The organism is Acinetobacter sp. ATCC 27244 (assembly GCF_000156555.1).
GTDB lineage: Bacteria > Pseudomonadota > Gammaproteobacteria > Pseudomonadales > Moraxellaceae > Acinetobacter > Acinetobacter haemolyticus.
Genome location: NZ_GG665962.1, coordinates 210,785 through 227,400 on the forward strand (window position 1 = coordinate 210,785; position 16,616 = coordinate 227,400).

Sequence of the window (16,616 nt, forward strand, 5' to 3'; positions counted from 1 at the left end):
CTAAATATCCTTTATTTTTATTTGTTGGCGAGTTTTTTGCACTGTTGAGATTTATCTATTTATTGATGAATTTACAATGTGGCAAAAACTCAAATCCAGTTTATTTCTTCAGGTCGTTCTTGCATTAGTCCTTGGTATTATTATCGGGATTAGCTTTCATGATTTTTCTTTAGCATTGAAACCATTGGGTGATGGTTTTATTTCACTGATCAAGATGTTGATCGCACCGATTGTTTTCTGCGTGGTGGTACTTGGGCTGTATGGTGCCAATGACATCAAGAAAATGGGAAAGGTGGGGGCAAAAACAATTTTATACTTTGAGATAGTGACTAGTGTTGCGCTGATCTTGGGAATAATTGTTGCCTATGTATTCAAGCCTGGTGTGGGCATGAATATTGATATCACGAAACTAGACGGAAAGGATTTAAATGTCTATACGGAACGTGCCAACACAATGGATTCAGGCTCAGATTTTCTTCTACATATTATTCCAAAAACTTTTGTAGATGCATTTGCTAGTGGGGACATTTTACAAGTTTTACTGATTGCAATCCTATTTGGCATTGCTTTATTGCTGATCCCAAAACATATGGGGGATTTGGTTTGTCAGGCGCTCGAAGCATTTTCTGAAGTGTTCTTTAAAATGATGGGATTAATCATACGGCTAGCACCGATTGGCGTCTTGGGGTCTGTTGCCTATACCACCGCAAAATTTGGCTTGGACTCATTGATTCAATTGGGTTACTTAGTTTTGCTGTTTTATGTGACTTGTATCTTATTTGTGTTGATTATTTTAGGTGGGATTCTTCAAATCTCTGGCCTAAACATTTTTAAATTCTTAAATTATTTTAAAGCAGAACTGTCCATTGTGTTGGGTACAGCATCTTCTGATTCTGTGTTACCTCAAATTATGAAAAAGCTTAAAAATTTAGGTATCAAAGATTCCACCGTTGGCTTAGTCATTCCTACAGGCTACTCGTTTAATTTAGATGGTTTTTCTATTTACTTAACACTCGGCGTTATTTTTATTGCTCAGGCCTGCAATATTGATTTATCGATGCATGATCTTCTCGCAATTTTATTGGTGTCATTAATCACCTCAAAAGGTGCTCATGGTATTCCAGGCTCTGCATTGGTGATCTTGGCGGCGACATTATCAGTTATCCCAAGCCTGCCAATGATTGGGCTGGTTTTACTATTGTCTGTCGATTGGTTTATTGGAATTGTACGTGCCTGTACCAATCTAATCGGAAACTGCGTGGCAACAGTTGCGATCGCACATTGGGAAAAAGATATTGATCATGAACGCGCACGTGCCGTATTGGATCAGCGGATTTAGGTCATGATTCTTCTGTTGGAGGATTGCTTTCGTAAATTGAAAAGCGCGATCCAAATGCGATTCACAATTTGCGTGTTGTACAGATCTAGCCTATATTTTTATGTGAAAATTCATGAAAGGAATTAACAATGTCTCAGACTTCACCTGTATATCATGGTAGTTATTTATGTGATGGAATTCATTATGAGATTCATGGCGAAATAGGCGAGATCATTCAATGTCATTGTCAACGCTGCCGTAAAGCAAATGGAAGCGCTTTTGCCACGAATGCACCGATTAAAATAGCTGATTTTAAAATTACGAAGGGCGAACATTTACTAAAAAAATTTCAGTCTACTGACACGACACAACGTTGTTTTTGTATGGAATGTGGCTCCCCAATTATGAGTATAAAAACCGATACACCTGAGCATTATCGGTTGAGGATCGGCACCTTAGATACACCATTACAACAGAAACCAAGTCTGCACATTTTTACGACGTCTAAAGCGGAATGGGACAGCATCACTGATGATTTACCACAATACGCTGAGCGTCCTTAAAGTAGTCTTTAATTATGATTTTTGAAACAGCAAATTTACAAGCAAATGAAATCTATCGTTTGTTAAATGGCGGGGTTACGCCTCGTCCGATTGCTTGGATTAGTACCTTATCTGTGGATGGTGTAGCGAATCTGGCACCTTATTCCTTTTTCAATGTGGCAAGCTGCAACCCACCGATCCTTTGGTACTCACAAGTAAATCCGAGAACAGGGCAGGACAAAGATACTTTGCGGAATTTAATTGAAACCAAAGAATGTGTGGTGCATATCGTAAATACTCAGTTACTTGAGAAAATGAACTTGTCATGCGCGGCACTGCCATCCGAACAAAGTGAATTTGATTTTGCTGAAATTGAATCTTGTCCAAGTCATGGCGTAAAACCTTTATCGGTTAAAGGTTCTATGATTCGGTATGAATGTCATTTGCGAGAGGTGATTCAACTCAGCTCCTTGCCATCTGGTGGAACGGTTGTCTTGTTAGATGTGAAATCTATTTATGTCGATGATCGATTGTGGCAAGCCGATACAGGCATGATTGATCAACAGCAATTGGATAGTGTGGGAAGAATGGGGGGAGAGTTTTATAGCTTCACCACGGAATTACAAGCCCTCAAGCGACCATAAAATCAGATAGAAACAATAGGAGGTAAAATACCTCCTATTTTATTATTTTGCGACTAGTGCCTCACCTTCAAATTTCACACCATCCCAACCATTTTGCATAAATTGACGAATGTTTTGGTGGTCCGTTCCTTCTGGTGTTGCAAGCACAGAAGCGTAATGCTCAGCAAATAAACTTAAGGTATCTTCAGCATTTAAGCCTTCAATTTTAGCAAAAGAAAAAACTTTGGCACTGCCTTGATTTTCCGTTGCAGCATTAAATTGTGCGCCATTTTGAAAAGCAGTTGGGGTGTGTTGATAGCGTGCTTCAATAAATGCCAACACATCTGAAAATTTTGCTGAGCCATCTTTTAATTGTGCGAGTAAGCTTTGTGCCATGAGGACTTTCCCTTGTTATTTCGTCAGCGGACAATCATAACATGATGTATCTGTGGATAACTTTGCCTTTATACACAGATTAAAAGATTCATTGAGTTGTTTAAAAATTATGTTATTTTAGGGCAAAGGAGATGGCATTCCTCCTGTAACAAACCGCCATTGTGGCTAATGATGCCTACGTTACTCTAAACAGGGGCGTAGGATCGTGCGTGCTCTGTTCTTTATTTAGAGGGCTCGCAGATGCATACTATCGATAAAAAAATTGATCACACCATGTCTTATCTTTGTTGTACTCCACATTTGGTTTTGGAGTAATTATGTATTATTCCTTGATTTCAATTGCATTAGGTTCTGTGCTCGGCGCATGGTTACGTTGGTTTATTGGCTTAAAACTCAATCCAATTTTTCCGCATATTCCACTCGGGACCGTAAGTGTTAATTTGGTTGGTGGTTTTATGATTGGTTTTGCGATTTCATATTTTTCGCAAAGTGCTTTAAGTCCAAATTATAAGCTATTTGTGATTACTGGATTTTGTGGGGCACTCACCACCTTCTCAACCTTTTCCGCTGAGATTATTGCTCTGTTGCAAAGTGGTAAATTGGAATACGCAGCACTGACTATTTTGATCCATGTATTGGGATCATTGTTGTTTACGATTTTGGGTATGAGTCTACATCAATGGTTGAATGCTGCTTAGTCTGGGAGGGTTAGATCGATGAATGGATTTTTAATTAGCTTTTATACTGCGCAAAGTCGTCAGTATGATGGACAATCAATCGTTGACTGGTTGCTAGCGATTGCAAAGCAAATGGATCTACGTGGTGCGACAGTGATGAATGCCAGTCAAGGGTTGGATCATCGAGGGCAATTTCATTCAGCGGGTTTCTTTGAGTTAGCGGATCAGCCCGTACAGATCCAGTTTGCAGTCACTGAACAACAGGCCACAGCCTTACTTGACTATCTCAAGACTCAAGATATTTCATTATTCTATGTCAAAAGCCCTATTGAATTTGGCTTTATTGGCACTGCTTCTGCTTCGGATTAAACAATAATAATAAGTTTCAGACATAAAAAAAGAAGCCTAAGAGGAGGAGATTAGAGCCTTAGACTTCGAATTTTTTTACTTTAACTGCTCAACCTTAAAATAAGATTAAGCCTTACGACTAAAACGACCAAAACGTTTGTTAAAGCTTGCAACACGGCCTTCATTACTCGCCTGACGTTGCTCACCTGTATAAAACGGATGTGAAGCACTTGAAATATCAAGCGTCACATAAGGGTAAACTTGACCTTGATATTCTTTGGTCTGTTTGGTTTGAATGGTGCTACCAATCAAGAAATACGCATCTGCATTGGTATCATGAAAAAGTACTTTTTGATAAACAGGGTGGATATCTTTACGCATATTGAATACTCCTATGAATGATTGAAATGTTATAACATAACTTCAATTCCGTCAATCAGAGTACACTGTGTGTTGAGTTGTCAAAGCCTTTTCACGGCATGGGTACTAACTCTTCAAATAGATCATTTAGATTGTCATGTACCTTGAGATGAATAAGATTCCAGTAGTGACCAGAAATGGTACGGTTGACCATTAAGGTATCTGGCGATGGTTTAAAGACATCCCAATATTTCAATGATTTTTTAACCAGACGCATCCCATCATGATGTGAGGAGTTTTCTTCAAAGTCATAGTGCGTACTTAAAGGACGAAGCAGAATTTCGATCCATTGCAGATACAACTCACTTGGGAATTTCTGTTTTTCTGCAATTGAATGGAGTTCGACCAATAAATCTTCAACTTGATCAATGTCTTCTTGGCGAGCAGCATTCACCAGTGCTTTAAAGTGTTGAATAATTTCAGGTGAAAGGGTTTTGACGCTACCATAATCGTAGATGATGACACTTCCGTCGTTACGGAAGGCAAAATTTCCAGGATGCGGATCGCAGTGGAAACGTTTCAGGAAGAACATTTCCTGCCCTAAAGCACGAATCAAGCGACGACCGATCTGATTGCGAATATCAACTGACCACGTACTTGCCGTTTCAATCGATTCACCTTGTTCAAGACTTAAGGTCAATACGCGCCGTGAAGAGTATTCTTTATATACTGTTGGGATAATGATTTGGTCATCCAATTTTTCATGGAAGGTTTTAAAAACTTCGAGATTCAGTGCCTCGATTTCATAGTTTAATTCTGCTGATAAACTGTCTTGGATTTCTTGGAATAATTGGTCTTGTAGTTTTTTATCAATTTTGAGCACGCCCATCAGGCGTAAAGCAAGACGGACTTGTTTAAGATCACTCTCACATGCATCATCCACTCCAGGGTACTGAACTTTGACTACCACAGCTTGACCATTTGGAAGTACTGCACGGTGAACCTGTCCAATTGAGGCTGCTGCAAAAGGTTCTGCTTCAAATGAGCTAAAAATTTGATTTAAAGGCTTGCCGAGTTCTTTTTCAACTTGTTGTTGAATGGCTGAGAAAGGCATAGCGGGTGCTTGGCGTTGTAACTTGGCAATCGCTTTTGCAACTTCAGGCGGGAAAATGTCTTTGTATTGTGAGGCGATTTGCCCAACTTTCATGACTGCGCCTTTCATTTCTCCTAGTGTGTCAGCGATTTGCAAGCCAATGTCTTGGAACAGTTGGCTACGTGCTGCATTTTTTTGCTCTTCGTCAGCAGTGAAGTTGCGAATGGAGTTGGCGACACTTTTACTGGCAATGCTTGCGGTCATGCCAGCCAGTTTTAAAAAACGTTTACTGGGTGAGCTTGCATGTTTTGCCATTTTGCTTGACCTCGGGTGATCCGCTGTTATCGTGATACTTTGATCATAGGCGACAAAGCTTAAATTGCCTATAACAAAATGTTAAGTCCTGTAAGTATTAAGCCTTGCTGCCTTCATGATCATCATGAAACGTAATTTATGTGATCTCTGCTAAACGTTTATTATTTAAGTATAAGCGCCCAATTAAGAGTACACAGGCAATGCTTAAACCAATAATCAAACCGAGCCAAACGCCTGCGACGCCCCAAATGGTATAACGTGCTAAATATAAGCCAATCGGAAAAGCAATGACCCAATAAGCCATGAGGGTAATCCACATCGGTGCTTGGGTGTCTTGCATGCCACGTAGACAACCTGCTGCACCGACTTGCCAAGCATCCATGAGCTGATAAGCCATCGCAAACCAGAGTAAATACATCGCTACAGGAATAACATGAGGGTCTGTTGTATAGATCGCAACGATATATGGACGTGCAACTGCAATCAACAGCATGGTACAGATTGCAAAGAAAGTCGCACTCATTAGTCCGATTTTCTGAACTTGACGCATGGCATGCCAGTTTTTCTCTCCATAGTACATTCCAACACGAATCGTAAGTGCAATCGCGAGAGATAACGGAATCATAAATAAGACAGAGGTTACAGAGATTGCAATTTGATGTGCAGCAATCGCATTTTCCCCTAATGGACTTAATACCAATGCACCTGTGCTGAAGATACTCACCTCAAAGAAAATCGCCAAACCAATCGGCAGACCTAGCATCAAGATGCGCTTTGCCCACATTGGGTCAAGTTTTTCCCATGTCGTGAAGATCGGAGTTTTTTGATAGGCTTTGGCTTTAGAAATATAAATGGCCAAGGTGATAAACATCAACCATTGTAGAATTGCTGTTGCGAAACCACAGCCTGCACTCCCTAAAGCAGGAATCGGCCCAAAACCATACATGAAAATTAGGTTCAGTGGGATCAGTATCACAAGCGCGGCTAAACTAATGACGGTGACTGGACGAGGATGCCCCAATGCCTCTGAGTAACTGCGTAATGCGGCATACATCATCACTGCAGGCATCCCAAAACCAATTGCATGCAAGAATAAGCTTGCCTTGGGCAATAAGCTTTCAGGTACGCCAAACAATGGCAATAATAGTGGCATTACTTGCAAAATGAGCATAGCGATTACACCGAGAATGGCAGCAACCCACAATGATTGGCGTGCAATGGTGGGAATCTTCTCGGGTGTCTTGGCACCTCGTGCTTCGGCAACGAGAGGTGTCGTTGCAATCATAATGCCTGCAAAGAGCAGCATAATGGGCATCCACAATCCAACCCCAACGGCAATTGCCGCAAGATCACCTGCGGATAGATGCCCCGCCATAATGGTATCTATCAAGCCAAAACCAGCTTGAGCAAATTGGGTGATCAAAATAGGGAGCATTAAATGAGACAGTTGTTTGAGTTCAAACCGTGTGTTGGTAACGTGAGCCACTAAATATACTCTTCAAAAATTAACGCTGTAGTGTGAGTAAAACACCAATAAAAATGACAATACTGCCGAGTAGGCGTTGCCAATTCACGGGGATTTTTTCTGTGCCTAACCAACCAAAATGATCTAATAAAATTGAGATGGTGAGCTGACCAAAAATTACAAGACCTGAAAAAGTCAGAAATCCGAGTTTAGGCGCAGTATAGATACTCATACTGATGGCATAAACCCCAAGAAAGCCGCCAATCCATAGAAACCATGGAATTTGTGAAAGTTCACCTAAACTAGGTTTGGCTGTGCTTTGAAAGTAAACCAATAACGCCAAGATAATTGTACCAACTAAAAAAGATAAAAAGGCTGCTTGTAAGGGGGAATGAAGATGCTCTCTGAGTTGAGCGTTAATTGCAGTTTGAAATGCCATTGCCACGCCAACGCCGAGCGCTAGAGGAAGCATCAGAAGCAATTGGCTTGAAATTTTCATCATATGATTTGGTCTAATTGTTCTTTATTTTTACAGTCTAACTGAATCCAAGCATGATGATAAGCAATAGCATTGTTGCAACATGCAACCGACTTAAAGGGAGTCATGATAAAATAGAGGGGTTCTTTTATTGAGCCGCTATTTTGAGTCCGTTAAATCCAGCAAATATTCCTTTATCCTTATACATTCACATGCCTTGGTGTGTGCGTAAATGTCCTTACTGTGATTTTAATTCACATGCTGTTCCTGATGGGCATTTGTCTATGGATTTGGAACAGCAATATCTTGCAGCCTTAGTGGCTGATTTTGAGACGCAAATTGAAATGGCACAAGGGCGATCAATTCATAGCGTGTTTATAGGTGGGGGAACGCCATCGCTGATTTCGGCTCAAGGTTATCAGTGGTTATTTGAACAACTGAAAGCACGGTTGGGTTTTGAAGCTGATTGTGAAATTACCCTCGAAGCCAATCCCGGTACGGTTGAGCATGATCCATTTGCAGATTATCTTGCGGTTGGTATTAATCGATTATCGCTTGGTGTGCAAAGTTTCGATACAGAGCATTTGCAGCGTTTGGGACGTATTCATACCGCCAGCAATGCACTGGATGCGATTCATCAAGCACGTCAAGCAGGTTTTGAGCGCGTGAATGTTGATCTGATGCACGGTTTACCCCAGCAAACCGAACAACAGGCTTTAGCTGACCTCCAATTAGCTGTAGAGCATGGTGCGACGCATATTAGTTGGTATCAATTGACCATTGAGCCGAATACGGTATTTTTTAGAACTCAGCCTGTATTGCCGCAAGATGAAGTCTTAGAACACATCCAAGCGGAGGGTGAGGCATACTTAAAAGCCAATGGCTATGTAAATTATGAAGTTTCCGCATGGCGAAAGGAAAAGCCATCAGCACATAATTTGAATTATTGGCAATTTGGCGATTACCTCGCGATTGGAGCGGGCGCACATGGAAAGGTGACACATCCTGAAGGCGTCTATCGGTTTCAAAAAACCCGCTTGCCGAAAGATTATTTAGCTAAAGTTCCTGCTGAACATGTGCAAATGAAACGTATTGAAGCAGATGAGTTAGCATTTGAATTTATGATGAATGCTCTACGTCTCAATGATGGTGTTGAAGCGACTTTATATGAACAACGTACTGGTTTAAGTTTGGCGGAGTTAACGCCTATTTTGAACACATTGCGCGAGAAGAAACTTTTGGTGGCTGCTGCAGATCGTATTGCTTGTACCGAACAGGGTCATATCTTCTTAAATACGGTATTAGAAGCGTTTTTATAAATTATAATCTCGGGAAGGGAATCCCGAAGTTATGACATAGCTCTTGTCATCTTTTGGAAAGATATTCCATACAAAATAAAAAACCTCATCATAAATGATGAGGTTTTTTAGAATCTGGTGGGTCGTCCGCGACTCGAACGCGGGACCAACGGATTAAAAGTCCGCTGCTCTACCAACTGAGCTAACGACCCTGAAATAATTTTAGAGTAACACTCTAAAATTCTTGCAAGACAAGCGAAGCGCGTAGTCTTACAAATCTTGATAACTTTCGGTTATCAATCCTTTTCAGGAGTATCAAAACTTAAAGTGGTGGGTCGTCCGCGACTCGAACGCGGGACCAACGGATTAAAAGTCCGCTGCTCTACCAACTGAGCTAACGACCCTAAGCAAGTGTTTAAACATGCTACGCAAGAAAAACTAATCAGTTCTAAGTGCGTCTTCGTTTTGATGTTGCGTATTCTAGCAACTTATTCAGCTAACACAAGAGGAAATTTAAAAACATGTGCATGATTGTTTATAAAAAGCACGATTTCCTCTTGTTTAGTTAAAAAATAAACTAGAAACGGTATTGATAACTTTGAATATTATCAAATATCTCAGTGTTTACATCACAATAGCTTGATGCACCAGGTAATAAAACCAGTAAACGTTCAGAAGTTTTGCTTGGATCAAATGAATCTTCTTTCAGCTTATTTTTCTGGTATTTAAATGTACCTGTAGTTTCAACTTTCTCTTGTACACGTAAGAACACTGGAATTGCATAAGATGGTAGGCATTTTTTAAATACATTGACCATTTCGCTAAGATCGGTTTCAGTGAGTTCCTGTCCATCAACTAAGGTGATCGCTGCCATACCTGCGCGACCATTGGTATTTGGAATTTCTACACCATAAACAACTGCTTCTGCGATTTTTTCATATTCGCAGACCATGTTTTCAACTTCGGTGGTTGAAACATTCTCACCTTTCCAACGGAAAGTATCACCTAAGCGATCCACAAACTGTGCATGACGGAAACCGATATCACGAACTAAATCACCTGTGTTGAAGTATGAGTCGCCTTTTGTGAAGACATCTTTCAATATAACAGATTTGTTTTTTTCAGGATCAGTGTAGCCATCAAAAGGGGAGCGGCTGGTAATCTTCCCTACCAGTAAGCCAACTTCACCTGTTTTTACTTTCTTGCAATAGCCTTTGCTATCACGTACCAGTTCATTTTTCTCTTTGTCATATTCAACGATTGCATAAGGTGTTGGAGAAAAGCCAACGGTGTTGTCAAAGTTAAAGATATTACTAAAACCAACGTTACCTTCACTTGATGCATAAAGTTCAAGGACTTCTTGCACACCAAAGCGTTCTTTAAACTTGCCCCAAATATTTGGACGCATACCGTTACCAATCATTTTAGTGACACGATGTGCGCGATCAAGCTCAGTAACAGGTGCATCCATGAGGTAGCGACACAATTCACCAACATAGCCGATTGCTGATGCATTGAACTTTTGTACGTCTTTCCAGAATGCGCTGGTTGAGTATTTACGGCGTACCGCCAGTGTTGCGCTACCTGCAATCACACCACACCAACACACGACTACACCTGTGGCGTGGTAAAGCGGTAAAGTCACATACATGACATCATCTTTACCTAGATTGAGGATATGGCCATAGGTACCGTAAGCCAGTGTCCAGCGGCTATGTGTAAAGATCACAGCCTTTGGTAGACCTGTTGTACCTGAGGTATAAATGTAAAATAAACCATCTTTGCCTGTTACTGTACGTGTGGTCGATGGATTGAATTTTGGAAATTGATCAATTTGTTCGGCTAGATTGACGTAGTCCTGAGGCGCAGTCCCCGCATTCTTGCGTGTCTCTTGATCAGCAAACCAATGAAAACGGTCTGGCGCGACGGTTAAGTCTTGACGAATTTCATCAATTACAGCGCGAACTTCTTCACCAGCAATCACTGCAATTGGATTGACTAGATTAATACTATGCGCGAGTACTTTACCAATTTGTGAAGTATTAACGAGTGCAATGGTTACCCCTATTTTTGCCAAAGCAACAATCGTTGCAATAAGCTCAGGACGATTCTCAACCATTACCGCAATTACATCACCTTTTTTTGCGCCGATTGAAAGGTAGTAGTGCGCAATTTGGTTGGCCCATTCATTGAGTGCCTGATAGCTATAGCTTTGCTCTTCAAATAATAGTGCTGTGCCTTGAGGATTACGTTTTACAGCTTTTTCAAAAGCGATGCCTAAACCTGCTGGTGAAGTCGGAGTGCGTATATACGCCTGCTTAAGTCCATTGAGGATATGAGGTACTTTGGTGATGAAGTTCGGGAGTCGAGTCGCGACATCACTTAGGGTAATAATATCGGTTTGTGTAGTTTGGCTCATATCAATCCTATTTATTTTTTGATCAATCCAAAATGGTTATCTATTGGAACACAACCATTTACATCACTGTTGTTGATGCTGTTTTTAATGGTAAGTTCCTAGAGCAATCAACCTAATTTTGACAAAATAACAAAAAAGCCCAGTCATCGAAATGACTAGGCTTTTGTTTATTGTGCGCAATTTAGCAAATTATTCATTGCCAGGCGTACTTTTCTTCGGCGGACGTCCACGCGGGCGGCGCGGGCGACTTGATTTTTCTTTTTCAATTTTAGCAGCTTCGTCTTCCTCAGCTTCAGTTGCTTCCGTTTTTTCTACAGCTTCAGCTTTTTCAGTCACTTTTTCTGCTTTGGTTGCTTTTTCTACAACCTCTTTCGCAGGCTTAGGCGCTGGTTGTTGAGGTTCTGGTTGCGTTTCTTCAACAACGGCTGTAACTGTTTCTGTTTCAGCGGCTTCTACTGCTGTAGCTGCAAGTTCCAAAGGTTGTTGCTCTGGTACTGGTGTTGCCTCTACTGAAGGTTCTTCAAGAGGTGCGGTTTCTTTCACCTCTTCAGCAGCGACTTCAGTGTTCTCTACAACAGCAGGTGTGGCATTTGAAGCAAGATGTGCTTCTTTTGCTTGTTCTGCAGCAAGTTTTGCTAAACGGCGACGCTCACGAGGATCGTTTGCGACACGAGCAGCGGATGCTTTAGGCGGTGTTAGGTCTAACACTGGCGCAGGTTCTGCTTCTTCCATTGCCTTTTGAGTTGGAAGTTCTGCATCTCGTGTTACAGGACGCTTTTCTTCAACAACTGTATTTTCCACAACAAGTGTGCTTGCATATTGTTCAGTGAACTTTTGCAAAGCACGATTGAAAGTGGTGATTAAACCAAACTGCTCAATCAAGATTTTGCAATCTTCACCGTATACATGACGGATTAAGCTGCCAAGCGTGTATTGTCCCAATGTTGGGATTTGTGACGGCGCTATTTTAACGGAAGCTTCTTTAGCAACAGCTTGACCACCACGTTGGCGACGGCGTGAACGTGGATCATTGCTGGCACGTTTCGCTGGAGTTTGAGTTGCTTCAGTCTCAGCTTCTTGTTCAATAACTACTGGCTCGGCTTCGGCAGTTGGAGTCACCTCAGCTTTTTCCACAACAGCAGGTACAGCTTCAACTTTAGTTGCTGGTGTCGTTTTTTGTTGCGGATTCAGTGCAATAATTTCACTTTGTCCTTGATCGATATTAACGACCAATGCAGTGTTCATCGGTTCAGTGCGAGGAGCATCGATCACATCTACTTTGACCTGTTGAGGGTTAACCGCAGTTTCAGTGACAACTGGTGCTTCATTTAAAACGCTTTGATCGCGGTGGCGATTTGGGCGATTTGGACGCTGTTGATTACGCTCACGACGTGGAACAGGAGCAGACTCATTGCCTTGTGCAGCATCGTGATGCTGTTGCTGGTTTTGAGGCTCTTGTGTTTGCTGACGTTTTTGTTGACGTTTTAGCTCACGTTGCTCATGGCGTTGTTCTTGGCGCGATAGTTGTACAACTTCTTCATGCACTTGATTTTGTTGTTCATGGGCATGTGCATGTTGTTCACGTTGCTCTTTATGCTTGCGCTTCTTCTGGTTTTGATTTGGACGATGTGTTTTTTCGTCTTTTTCAAAGCTTTCGCGCGCTTCATGTTTCACAGGGTTTTGTGAAATATAGGCATTGTTCGTTGTTGACGCAGGTGCTGGTGTTTCAGTGACAACAGGGGTGTTGACTTGACCAAATTGACCGCGGCTGACAGCACCACCATTGACCAATTGCTCAATCGCTGCTGCCGCATTTTGTGCAGAACGAGATTGATCAATCGTCTGTGCTTGTTTTTGAACAAATAGATTTTCTAACCAAGCACAAGGACTTGCTGACTTCTGTGCAGGCACTTGTGCTTGCTTCGGTTGAGCAGCCTGTGGCTGAGCAGTTTTTTTCTGTGGAGCGGCAGTTTGAGCTTGTGCTGGAGCAGCATGAACGTGTTCTGCATCTTCTAAATGCCATTCAGATGACTCATAGCCCAGTTCTTTTTCACTTGAACGTGTTGCTTCGGTACGTTCATAGCTTGAAGGTGCAAAGCCTGCTGGATTGTATTGGATTTGGTAATGTGGTGTTTCTAAATGCGGATGAGGCAATACAGTGACACGTACATTTGAAGTTTGTTCAAGATAAACAAGGCTATGACGTTTTTCATTCAATAAGAAGGCTGCGATTTCTACAGGAACTTCAACTTGAACTTCACCTTGGCGCTCACGTAATGCAATTTCCTCGACCTTACGCATGATCGATAGTGAAAGTGAACGTAAGTCACGTACCATACCTGTACCATGGCAACGAGGGCATACATAACCAGTTGCCTCTTCTAAGGAAGGGCGTAAGCGTTGACGACTCATTTCCATGAGGCCAAAACGTGACAGTTGACCAAACTGGATACGTGCACGATCGCTTTGTGTTGCTTCACGAAGTTTCGCTTCAACCATGCGTTGATTACGGTCTTTGGTCATGTCGATGAAATCGATCACAACCAAGCCACCAATATCACGTAAACGAAGTTGACGTGCAATTTCTTCAGCTGCTTCTAAGTTGGTATTTAAAGCGGTTTCTTCAACATCATGACCACGTGTTGATTTTGCTGAGTTGATATCGATTGAAACCAATGCTTCAGTTTGGTCAATCACGATAGAACCACCAGACGGAAGTTTTACTTCACGTTCATAAGCGGTTTGGATTTGGCTTTCAATACCAAAATGAGCGAATAACGGTTCATTTAAAGTATAGGTTTTTAATTTGTCGAGTTGACGTGGCATTACTGCTTTAACAAAGTTATACGCTTCGTTATAAGCTTGTTCGCTATCAATTAAAATTTCACCCACATCATCGCGTAAATAGTCACGAATCGCGCGCGTAACAACACCAGCTTCTTGATGAACGAGCATTGGTGAAGGACCCGTGCTTGCAGAGCTTTGGATTTGTGCCCAAAGGTCAAGTAAGTGTTGTAGGTCGAGTTGTAACTCTTCTTGCGTACGCCCGATACCTGCAGTACGAACGATGACGCTCATGCCACGAGGGATGTTTAGTGTCGCTAAAATTTCTTTAAGCTCTTCACGGACTGAACCCGAAATTTGACGACTAATACCGCCACCTTTCGGATTGTTTGGCATAAGAACTAAATAACGACCAGCAAGTGAAATAAATGTCGAAAGCGCAGCACCTTTGTTGCCGCGCTCTTCTTTTTCAACTTGAACTAATAATTCAGTGCCTTCAGTAATGAGTTCACGAATATTAGAAGTTTGGCGAGGATCCGCTTTGAAATATGAGTTTGCGATTTCTCGCATAGACAAAAAGCCTTGACGCTGTGCGCCGTACTCAACAAAAACCGCCTCTAAAGATGGCTCAACGCGAGTGACATGGCCTTTATAGATATTTGATTTTTTTTGTTCACGAGTACGATTTTCTAAATCGAAATCGTAAAGACGATTACCAGTGATAAGTGCAACGCGGACTTCTTCTGCGTGGGTTGCATTAATCAACATACGTTTCATGGGTGTGACACCTAATAGTGATGCACACAAACAACTGGCCCAATATTTTTGAGCAAACATCAAATTGGCGCGATCAAGACTCAGAAGCAACTATATTTCGGATGCTCTGAAACCACTGACTGTAAATCCAGCTTGGGCTTTGATACGGTTGTTTCGATGTCAGCAATACTGCTTTAATCTTCGATCTATTGACATTTCATTCATGTCTTACATCTGTGAAATATCACTAGATCCGACATAATCAAAGTTTCCTGTACGCTTCACTGGCGGGTGAGCGGTGCATTGGATGGTGACTTTCACTGTCATTAAGCATTGAAGTCGATCCATCTGGAAGTCTTGATACGGAATGATCATCGTATCTCTGCTTAGCAGTTCCAATGCATCAACGCTTTAGCCTGAATGCGACATCAGGGAGCAAATTGTCTGATGTGGATCAGTTTACGTTTAATAACCAACAAGAGTTGGCGACATATTTTTTCTGAACAAACTGTATGTGCAGATGCACAATTAAACGCAACAGTTTGTCATTTTGCCGATATAATAAGCCTTCGGCGTCGGCATAATTCTTTAGGACCTATCCGAGCTGTTGGTGAATATCTCATCGATTTAAAATTTTATCTAAATAAAATTTTTGATTTGATGCTCACTTACGGTGGTATCCGTGCGCTGAATATATCAAACCTTGTGGCATCTGCCTATGGGCTAAGTTTAGGTTTCTTGTGAAATAACTTAGCTAAATGATCATTTTTTAATCATATTTAGCAAATCTTGGATAAATCGAGCGTATGAATTCTACACAACAATGGCAAAGTGTCACTTGGTTTGACGTGGATGAGCATCAAGACGGGCAGCGAATAGACAACTTTTTATTTACCCGATTAAAAGGTGTCCCAAAAAGTCGAATCTATCGTTTGATTCGTGAAGGACAAGTACGTGTCAATAAAAAAAGAATAAAAGCAGAAACACGGTTGCAGATTGGTGACCAGATTCGTGTTGCACCGATTCGTTATGAGCAAAAAGATGAAACGGCTGCGCCTGTGAGTGATAGCGTTGCTCAAAGCTTATTGAGCCGTGTCGTCTATGAAGATGAAGGTTTATTGGTAGTTAATAAGCCTTCCGGCATTGCAGTACATGGCGGTAGTGGTGTCGCATATGGCTTGATTGAGGCTTTGCGTGCGGCGACAGGAAAAAAATATTTAGAACTGATTCATCGTATTGACCGAGATACTTCTGGCTTGGTGATGATCAGTAAAAAGCGTAGTACCTTAAAATTGCTACAAGACCTACTGCGTGAGCATAAAATTCAAAAAACCTATGCTGCGATTGTCAAAGGACAGGTCAGCTTGGATAAGCAGTTGATTGACGCGCCTTTATTGCGTTATGAACTGGCCAATGGTGAACGCCGTGTGCGTGTCACCAAAGAAGGTAAGCCAAGTAAAACAGAATGGAAGGTGGCTGAACGTTTTAAAACAGCAACTCTGGTGCATGCTTCGCCTTTGTCAGGTCGTACCCATCAAATTCGTGTACATGGTTTAAGTATTGGTCATCCACTGATTGGTGATGATAAATATGGTCACAATACAGCGTATTCAGGGCCTGAGGCGAGACGTTTGTGTTTACATGCCATGCGTTTAGAGATTCCAAATTATCCAACCATTGAAGCACCTATGCCTGAAGATATGCAGCAGTTAATTGATGAGTTGAGAAAGCAATCATGAATCAA

At 41.6% G+C, this 16,616-nt stretch carries 15 protein-coding genes, 2 tRNA genes and 1 riboswitch; of the genes, 8 read left to right on the forward strand and 9 right to left on the reverse strand.

What is annotated here, in order from left to right; genetic code table 11:
- The first annotated feature begins 76 nt into the window (after positions 1-76).
- The 3 genes from dctA to HMPREF0023_RS13000 all read left to right on the forward strand — a co-directional run bounded on the left by dctA (position 77) and on the right by HMPREF0023_RS13000 (position 2,504).
- The gene (gene dctA / locus HMPREF0023_RS12990; RefSeq protein WP_005088091.1) at positions 77-1,339 is read left to right on the forward strand and encodes a C4-dicarboxylate transporter DctA; all 1,263 of its coding nucleotides are present in this window, start codon (positions 77-79) and stop codon (positions 1,337-1,339) included.
- Positions 1,340-1,467: 128 nt separating this feature from the next.
- Positions 1,468-1,881: a GFA family protein gene (locus HMPREF0023_RS12995; protein WP_008942302.1), complete on the forward strand. Its 414-nt coding sequence runs from the start codon at positions 1,468-1,470 to the stop codon at positions 1,879-1,881.
- 14 nt (positions 1,882-1,895) lie between these two features.
- Complete coding sequence (locus tag HMPREF0023_RS13000; RefSeq protein WP_005088095.1) at positions 1,896-2,504, forward strand: flavin reductase family protein; 609 nt, start codon at positions 1,896-1,898, stop codon at positions 2,502-2,504.
- Positions 2,505-2,546: 42 nt separating this feature from the next.
- Here HMPREF0023_RS13000 and HMPREF0023_RS13005 read toward each other — a convergent pair whose 3' ends face one another.
- Positions 2,547-2,879, reverse strand: coding sequence for a HopJ type III effector protein (locus tag HMPREF0023_RS13005; RefSeq protein ID WP_005088096.1), 333 nt, complete (start codon positions 2,877-2,879; stop codon positions 2,547-2,549).
- Positions 2,880-2,997: 118 nt separating this feature from the next.
- A riboswitch (Fluoride riboswitch) is annotated at positions 2,998-3,064 on the forward strand.
- Positions 3,065-3,196: 132 nt separating this feature from the next.
- Between HMPREF0023_RS13005 and crcB the strand changes: the two genes are divergently transcribed.
- Complete coding sequence (gene crcB, locus HMPREF0023_RS13010; RefSeq protein WP_005088098.1) at positions 3,197-3,577, forward strand: fluoride efflux transporter CrcB; 381 nt, start codon at positions 3,197-3,199, stop codon at positions 3,575-3,577.
- Positions 3,578-3,595: 18 nt separating this feature from the next.
- Entirely contained in the window at positions 3,596-3,925 is a 330-nt protein-coding gene (locus tag HMPREF0023_RS13015; protein WP_004637763.1) for a DUF190 domain-containing protein, read from the forward strand.
- Positions 3,926-4,030: 105 nt separating this feature from the next.
- On the opposite strand, the gene HMPREF0023_RS13020 is transcribed toward HMPREF0023_RS13015, so the two are convergent.
- From HMPREF0023_RS13020 to HMPREF0023_RS13035, 4 genes are all read right to left on the reverse strand, one after another.
- The gene (locus tag HMPREF0023_RS13020) at positions 4,031-4,285 is read right to left on the reverse strand and encodes a type B 50S ribosomal protein L31 (RefSeq protein ID WP_005083719.1); all 255 of its coding nucleotides are present in this window, start codon (positions 4,283-4,285) and stop codon (positions 4,031-4,033) included.
- Between the two features lie 91 nt (positions 4,286-4,376).
- A complete protein-coding gene (locus HMPREF0023_RS13025) occupies positions 4,377-5,672 on the reverse strand; it encodes an ABC1 kinase family protein (RefSeq protein WP_004637765.1) in 1,296 nt (431 codons plus the stop codon).
- A 136-nt stretch (positions 5,673-5,808) separates the two neighbouring features.
- The gene (locus tag HMPREF0023_RS13030; RefSeq protein ID WP_004637766.1) at positions 5,809-7,158 is read right to left on the reverse strand and encodes an MATE family efflux transporter; all 1,350 of its coding nucleotides are present in this window, start codon (positions 7,156-7,158) and stop codon (positions 5,809-5,811) included.
- A 19-nt stretch (positions 7,159-7,177) separates the two neighbouring features.
- Complete coding sequence (locus tag HMPREF0023_RS13035) at positions 7,178-7,639, reverse strand: DMT family transporter (RefSeq protein WP_004637767.1); 462 nt, start codon at positions 7,637-7,639, stop codon at positions 7,178-7,180.
- A 140-nt stretch (positions 7,640-7,779) separates the two neighbouring features.
- On the opposite strand from HMPREF0023_RS13035, the gene hemW reads away from it, so the two are divergent.
- Positions 7,780-8,934 (forward strand): radical SAM family heme chaperone HemW, encoded by a 1,155-nt coding sequence (gene hemW, locus HMPREF0023_RS13040; RefSeq protein ID WP_004637768.1) that lies wholly within the window; start codon positions 7,780-7,782, stop codon positions 8,932-8,934.
- 115 nt (positions 8,935-9,049) lie between these two features.
- Here the strand turns inward: hemW and HMPREF0023_RS13045 are convergent.
- The 4 genes from HMPREF0023_RS13045 to HMPREF0023_RS13060 all read right to left on the reverse strand — a co-directional run bounded on the left by HMPREF0023_RS13045 (position 9,050) and on the right by HMPREF0023_RS13060 (position 14,893).
- Positions 9,050-9,125 (reverse strand) — tRNA-Lys (locus HMPREF0023_RS13045).
- 116 nt (positions 9,126-9,241) lie between these two features.
- A tRNA-Lys gene (locus HMPREF0023_RS13050) sits at positions 9,242-9,317 on the reverse strand.
- Positions 9,318-9,490: 173 nt separating this feature from the next.
- Positions 9,491-11,332 (reverse strand): long-chain-acyl-CoA synthetase, encoded by a 1,842-nt coding sequence (locus HMPREF0023_RS13055; RefSeq protein ID WP_004637769.1) that lies wholly within the window; start codon positions 11,330-11,332, stop codon positions 9,491-9,493.
- Positions 11,333-11,521: 189 nt separating this feature from the next.
- A complete protein-coding gene (locus tag HMPREF0023_RS13060; RefSeq protein WP_026056291.1) occupies positions 11,522-14,893 on the reverse strand; it encodes an Rne/Rng family ribonuclease in 3,372 nt (1,123 codons plus the stop codon).
- A 426-nt stretch (positions 14,894-15,319) separates the two neighbouring features.
- Between HMPREF0023_RS13060 and HMPREF0023_RS13065 the strand changes: the two genes are divergently transcribed.
- Together HMPREF0023_RS13065 and HMPREF0023_RS13070 are read left to right on the forward strand one after the other, a co-directional pair.
- Complete coding sequence (locus tag HMPREF0023_RS13065) at positions 15,320-15,616, forward strand: hypothetical protein (protein ID WP_026056290.1); 297 nt, start codon at positions 15,320-15,322, stop codon at positions 15,614-15,616.
- 62 nt (positions 15,617-15,678) lie between these two features.
- Positions 15,679-16,611: an RluA family pseudouridine synthase gene (locus HMPREF0023_RS13070; protein WP_004637773.1), complete on the forward strand. Its 933-nt coding sequence runs from the start codon at positions 15,679-15,681 to the stop codon at positions 16,609-16,611.
- The last annotated feature ends 5 nt before the right edge of the window (positions 16,612-16,616 follow it).

Bases quoted from the DNA above. Each gene is read 5' to 3' on its own strand.
- dctA (WP_005088091.1), top strand. From the start codon at position 77: ATGTGGCAAAAACTCAAATCCAGTTTATTTCTTCAGGTCGTTCTTGCA.
- HMPREF0023_RS12995 (WP_008942302.1), top strand. From the start codon at position 1,468: ATGTCTCAGACTTCACCTGTATATCATGGTAGTTATTTATGTGATGGA.
- HMPREF0023_RS13000 (WP_005088095.1), top strand. From the start codon at position 1,896: ATGATTTTTGAAACAGCAAATTTACAAGCAAATGAAATCTATCGTTTG.
- HMPREF0023_RS13005 (WP_005088096.1), bottom strand. From the start codon at position 2,879: ATGGCACAAAGCTTACTCGCACAATTAAAAGATGGCTCAGCAAAATTT.
- crcB (WP_005088098.1), top strand. From the start codon at position 3,197: ATGTATTATTCCTTGATTTCAATTGCATTAGGTTCTGTGCTCGGCGCA.
- HMPREF0023_RS13015 (WP_004637763.1), top strand. From the start codon at position 3,596: ATGAATGGATTTTTAATTAGCTTTTATACTGCGCAAAGTCGTCAGTAT.
- HMPREF0023_RS13020 (WP_005083719.1), bottom strand. From the start codon at position 4,285: ATGCGTAAAGATATCCACCCTGTTTATCAAAAAGTACTTTTTCATGAT.
- HMPREF0023_RS13025 (WP_004637765.1), bottom strand. From the start codon at position 5,672: ATGGCAAAACATGCAAGCTCACCCAGTAAACGTTTTTTAAAACTGGCT.
- HMPREF0023_RS13035 (WP_004637767.1), bottom strand. From the start codon at position 7,639: ATGATGAAAATTTCAAGCCAATTGCTTCTGATGCTTCCTCTAGCGCTC.
- HMPREF0023_RS13055 (WP_004637769.1), bottom strand. From the start codon at position 11,332: ATGAGCCAAACTACACAAACCGATATTATTACCCTAAGTGATGTCGCG.
- HMPREF0023_RS13060 (WP_026056291.1), bottom strand. From the start codon at position 14,893: ATGAAACGTATGTTGATTAATGCAACCCACGCAGAAGAAGTCCGCGTT.
- HMPREF0023_RS13065 (WP_026056290.1), top strand. From the start codon at position 15,320: ATGTGGATCAGTTTACGTTTAATAACCAACAAGAGTTGGCGACATATT.
- HMPREF0023_RS13070 (WP_004637773.1), top strand. From the start codon at position 15,679: ATGAATTCTACACAACAATGGCAAAGTGTCACTTGGTTTGACGTGGAT.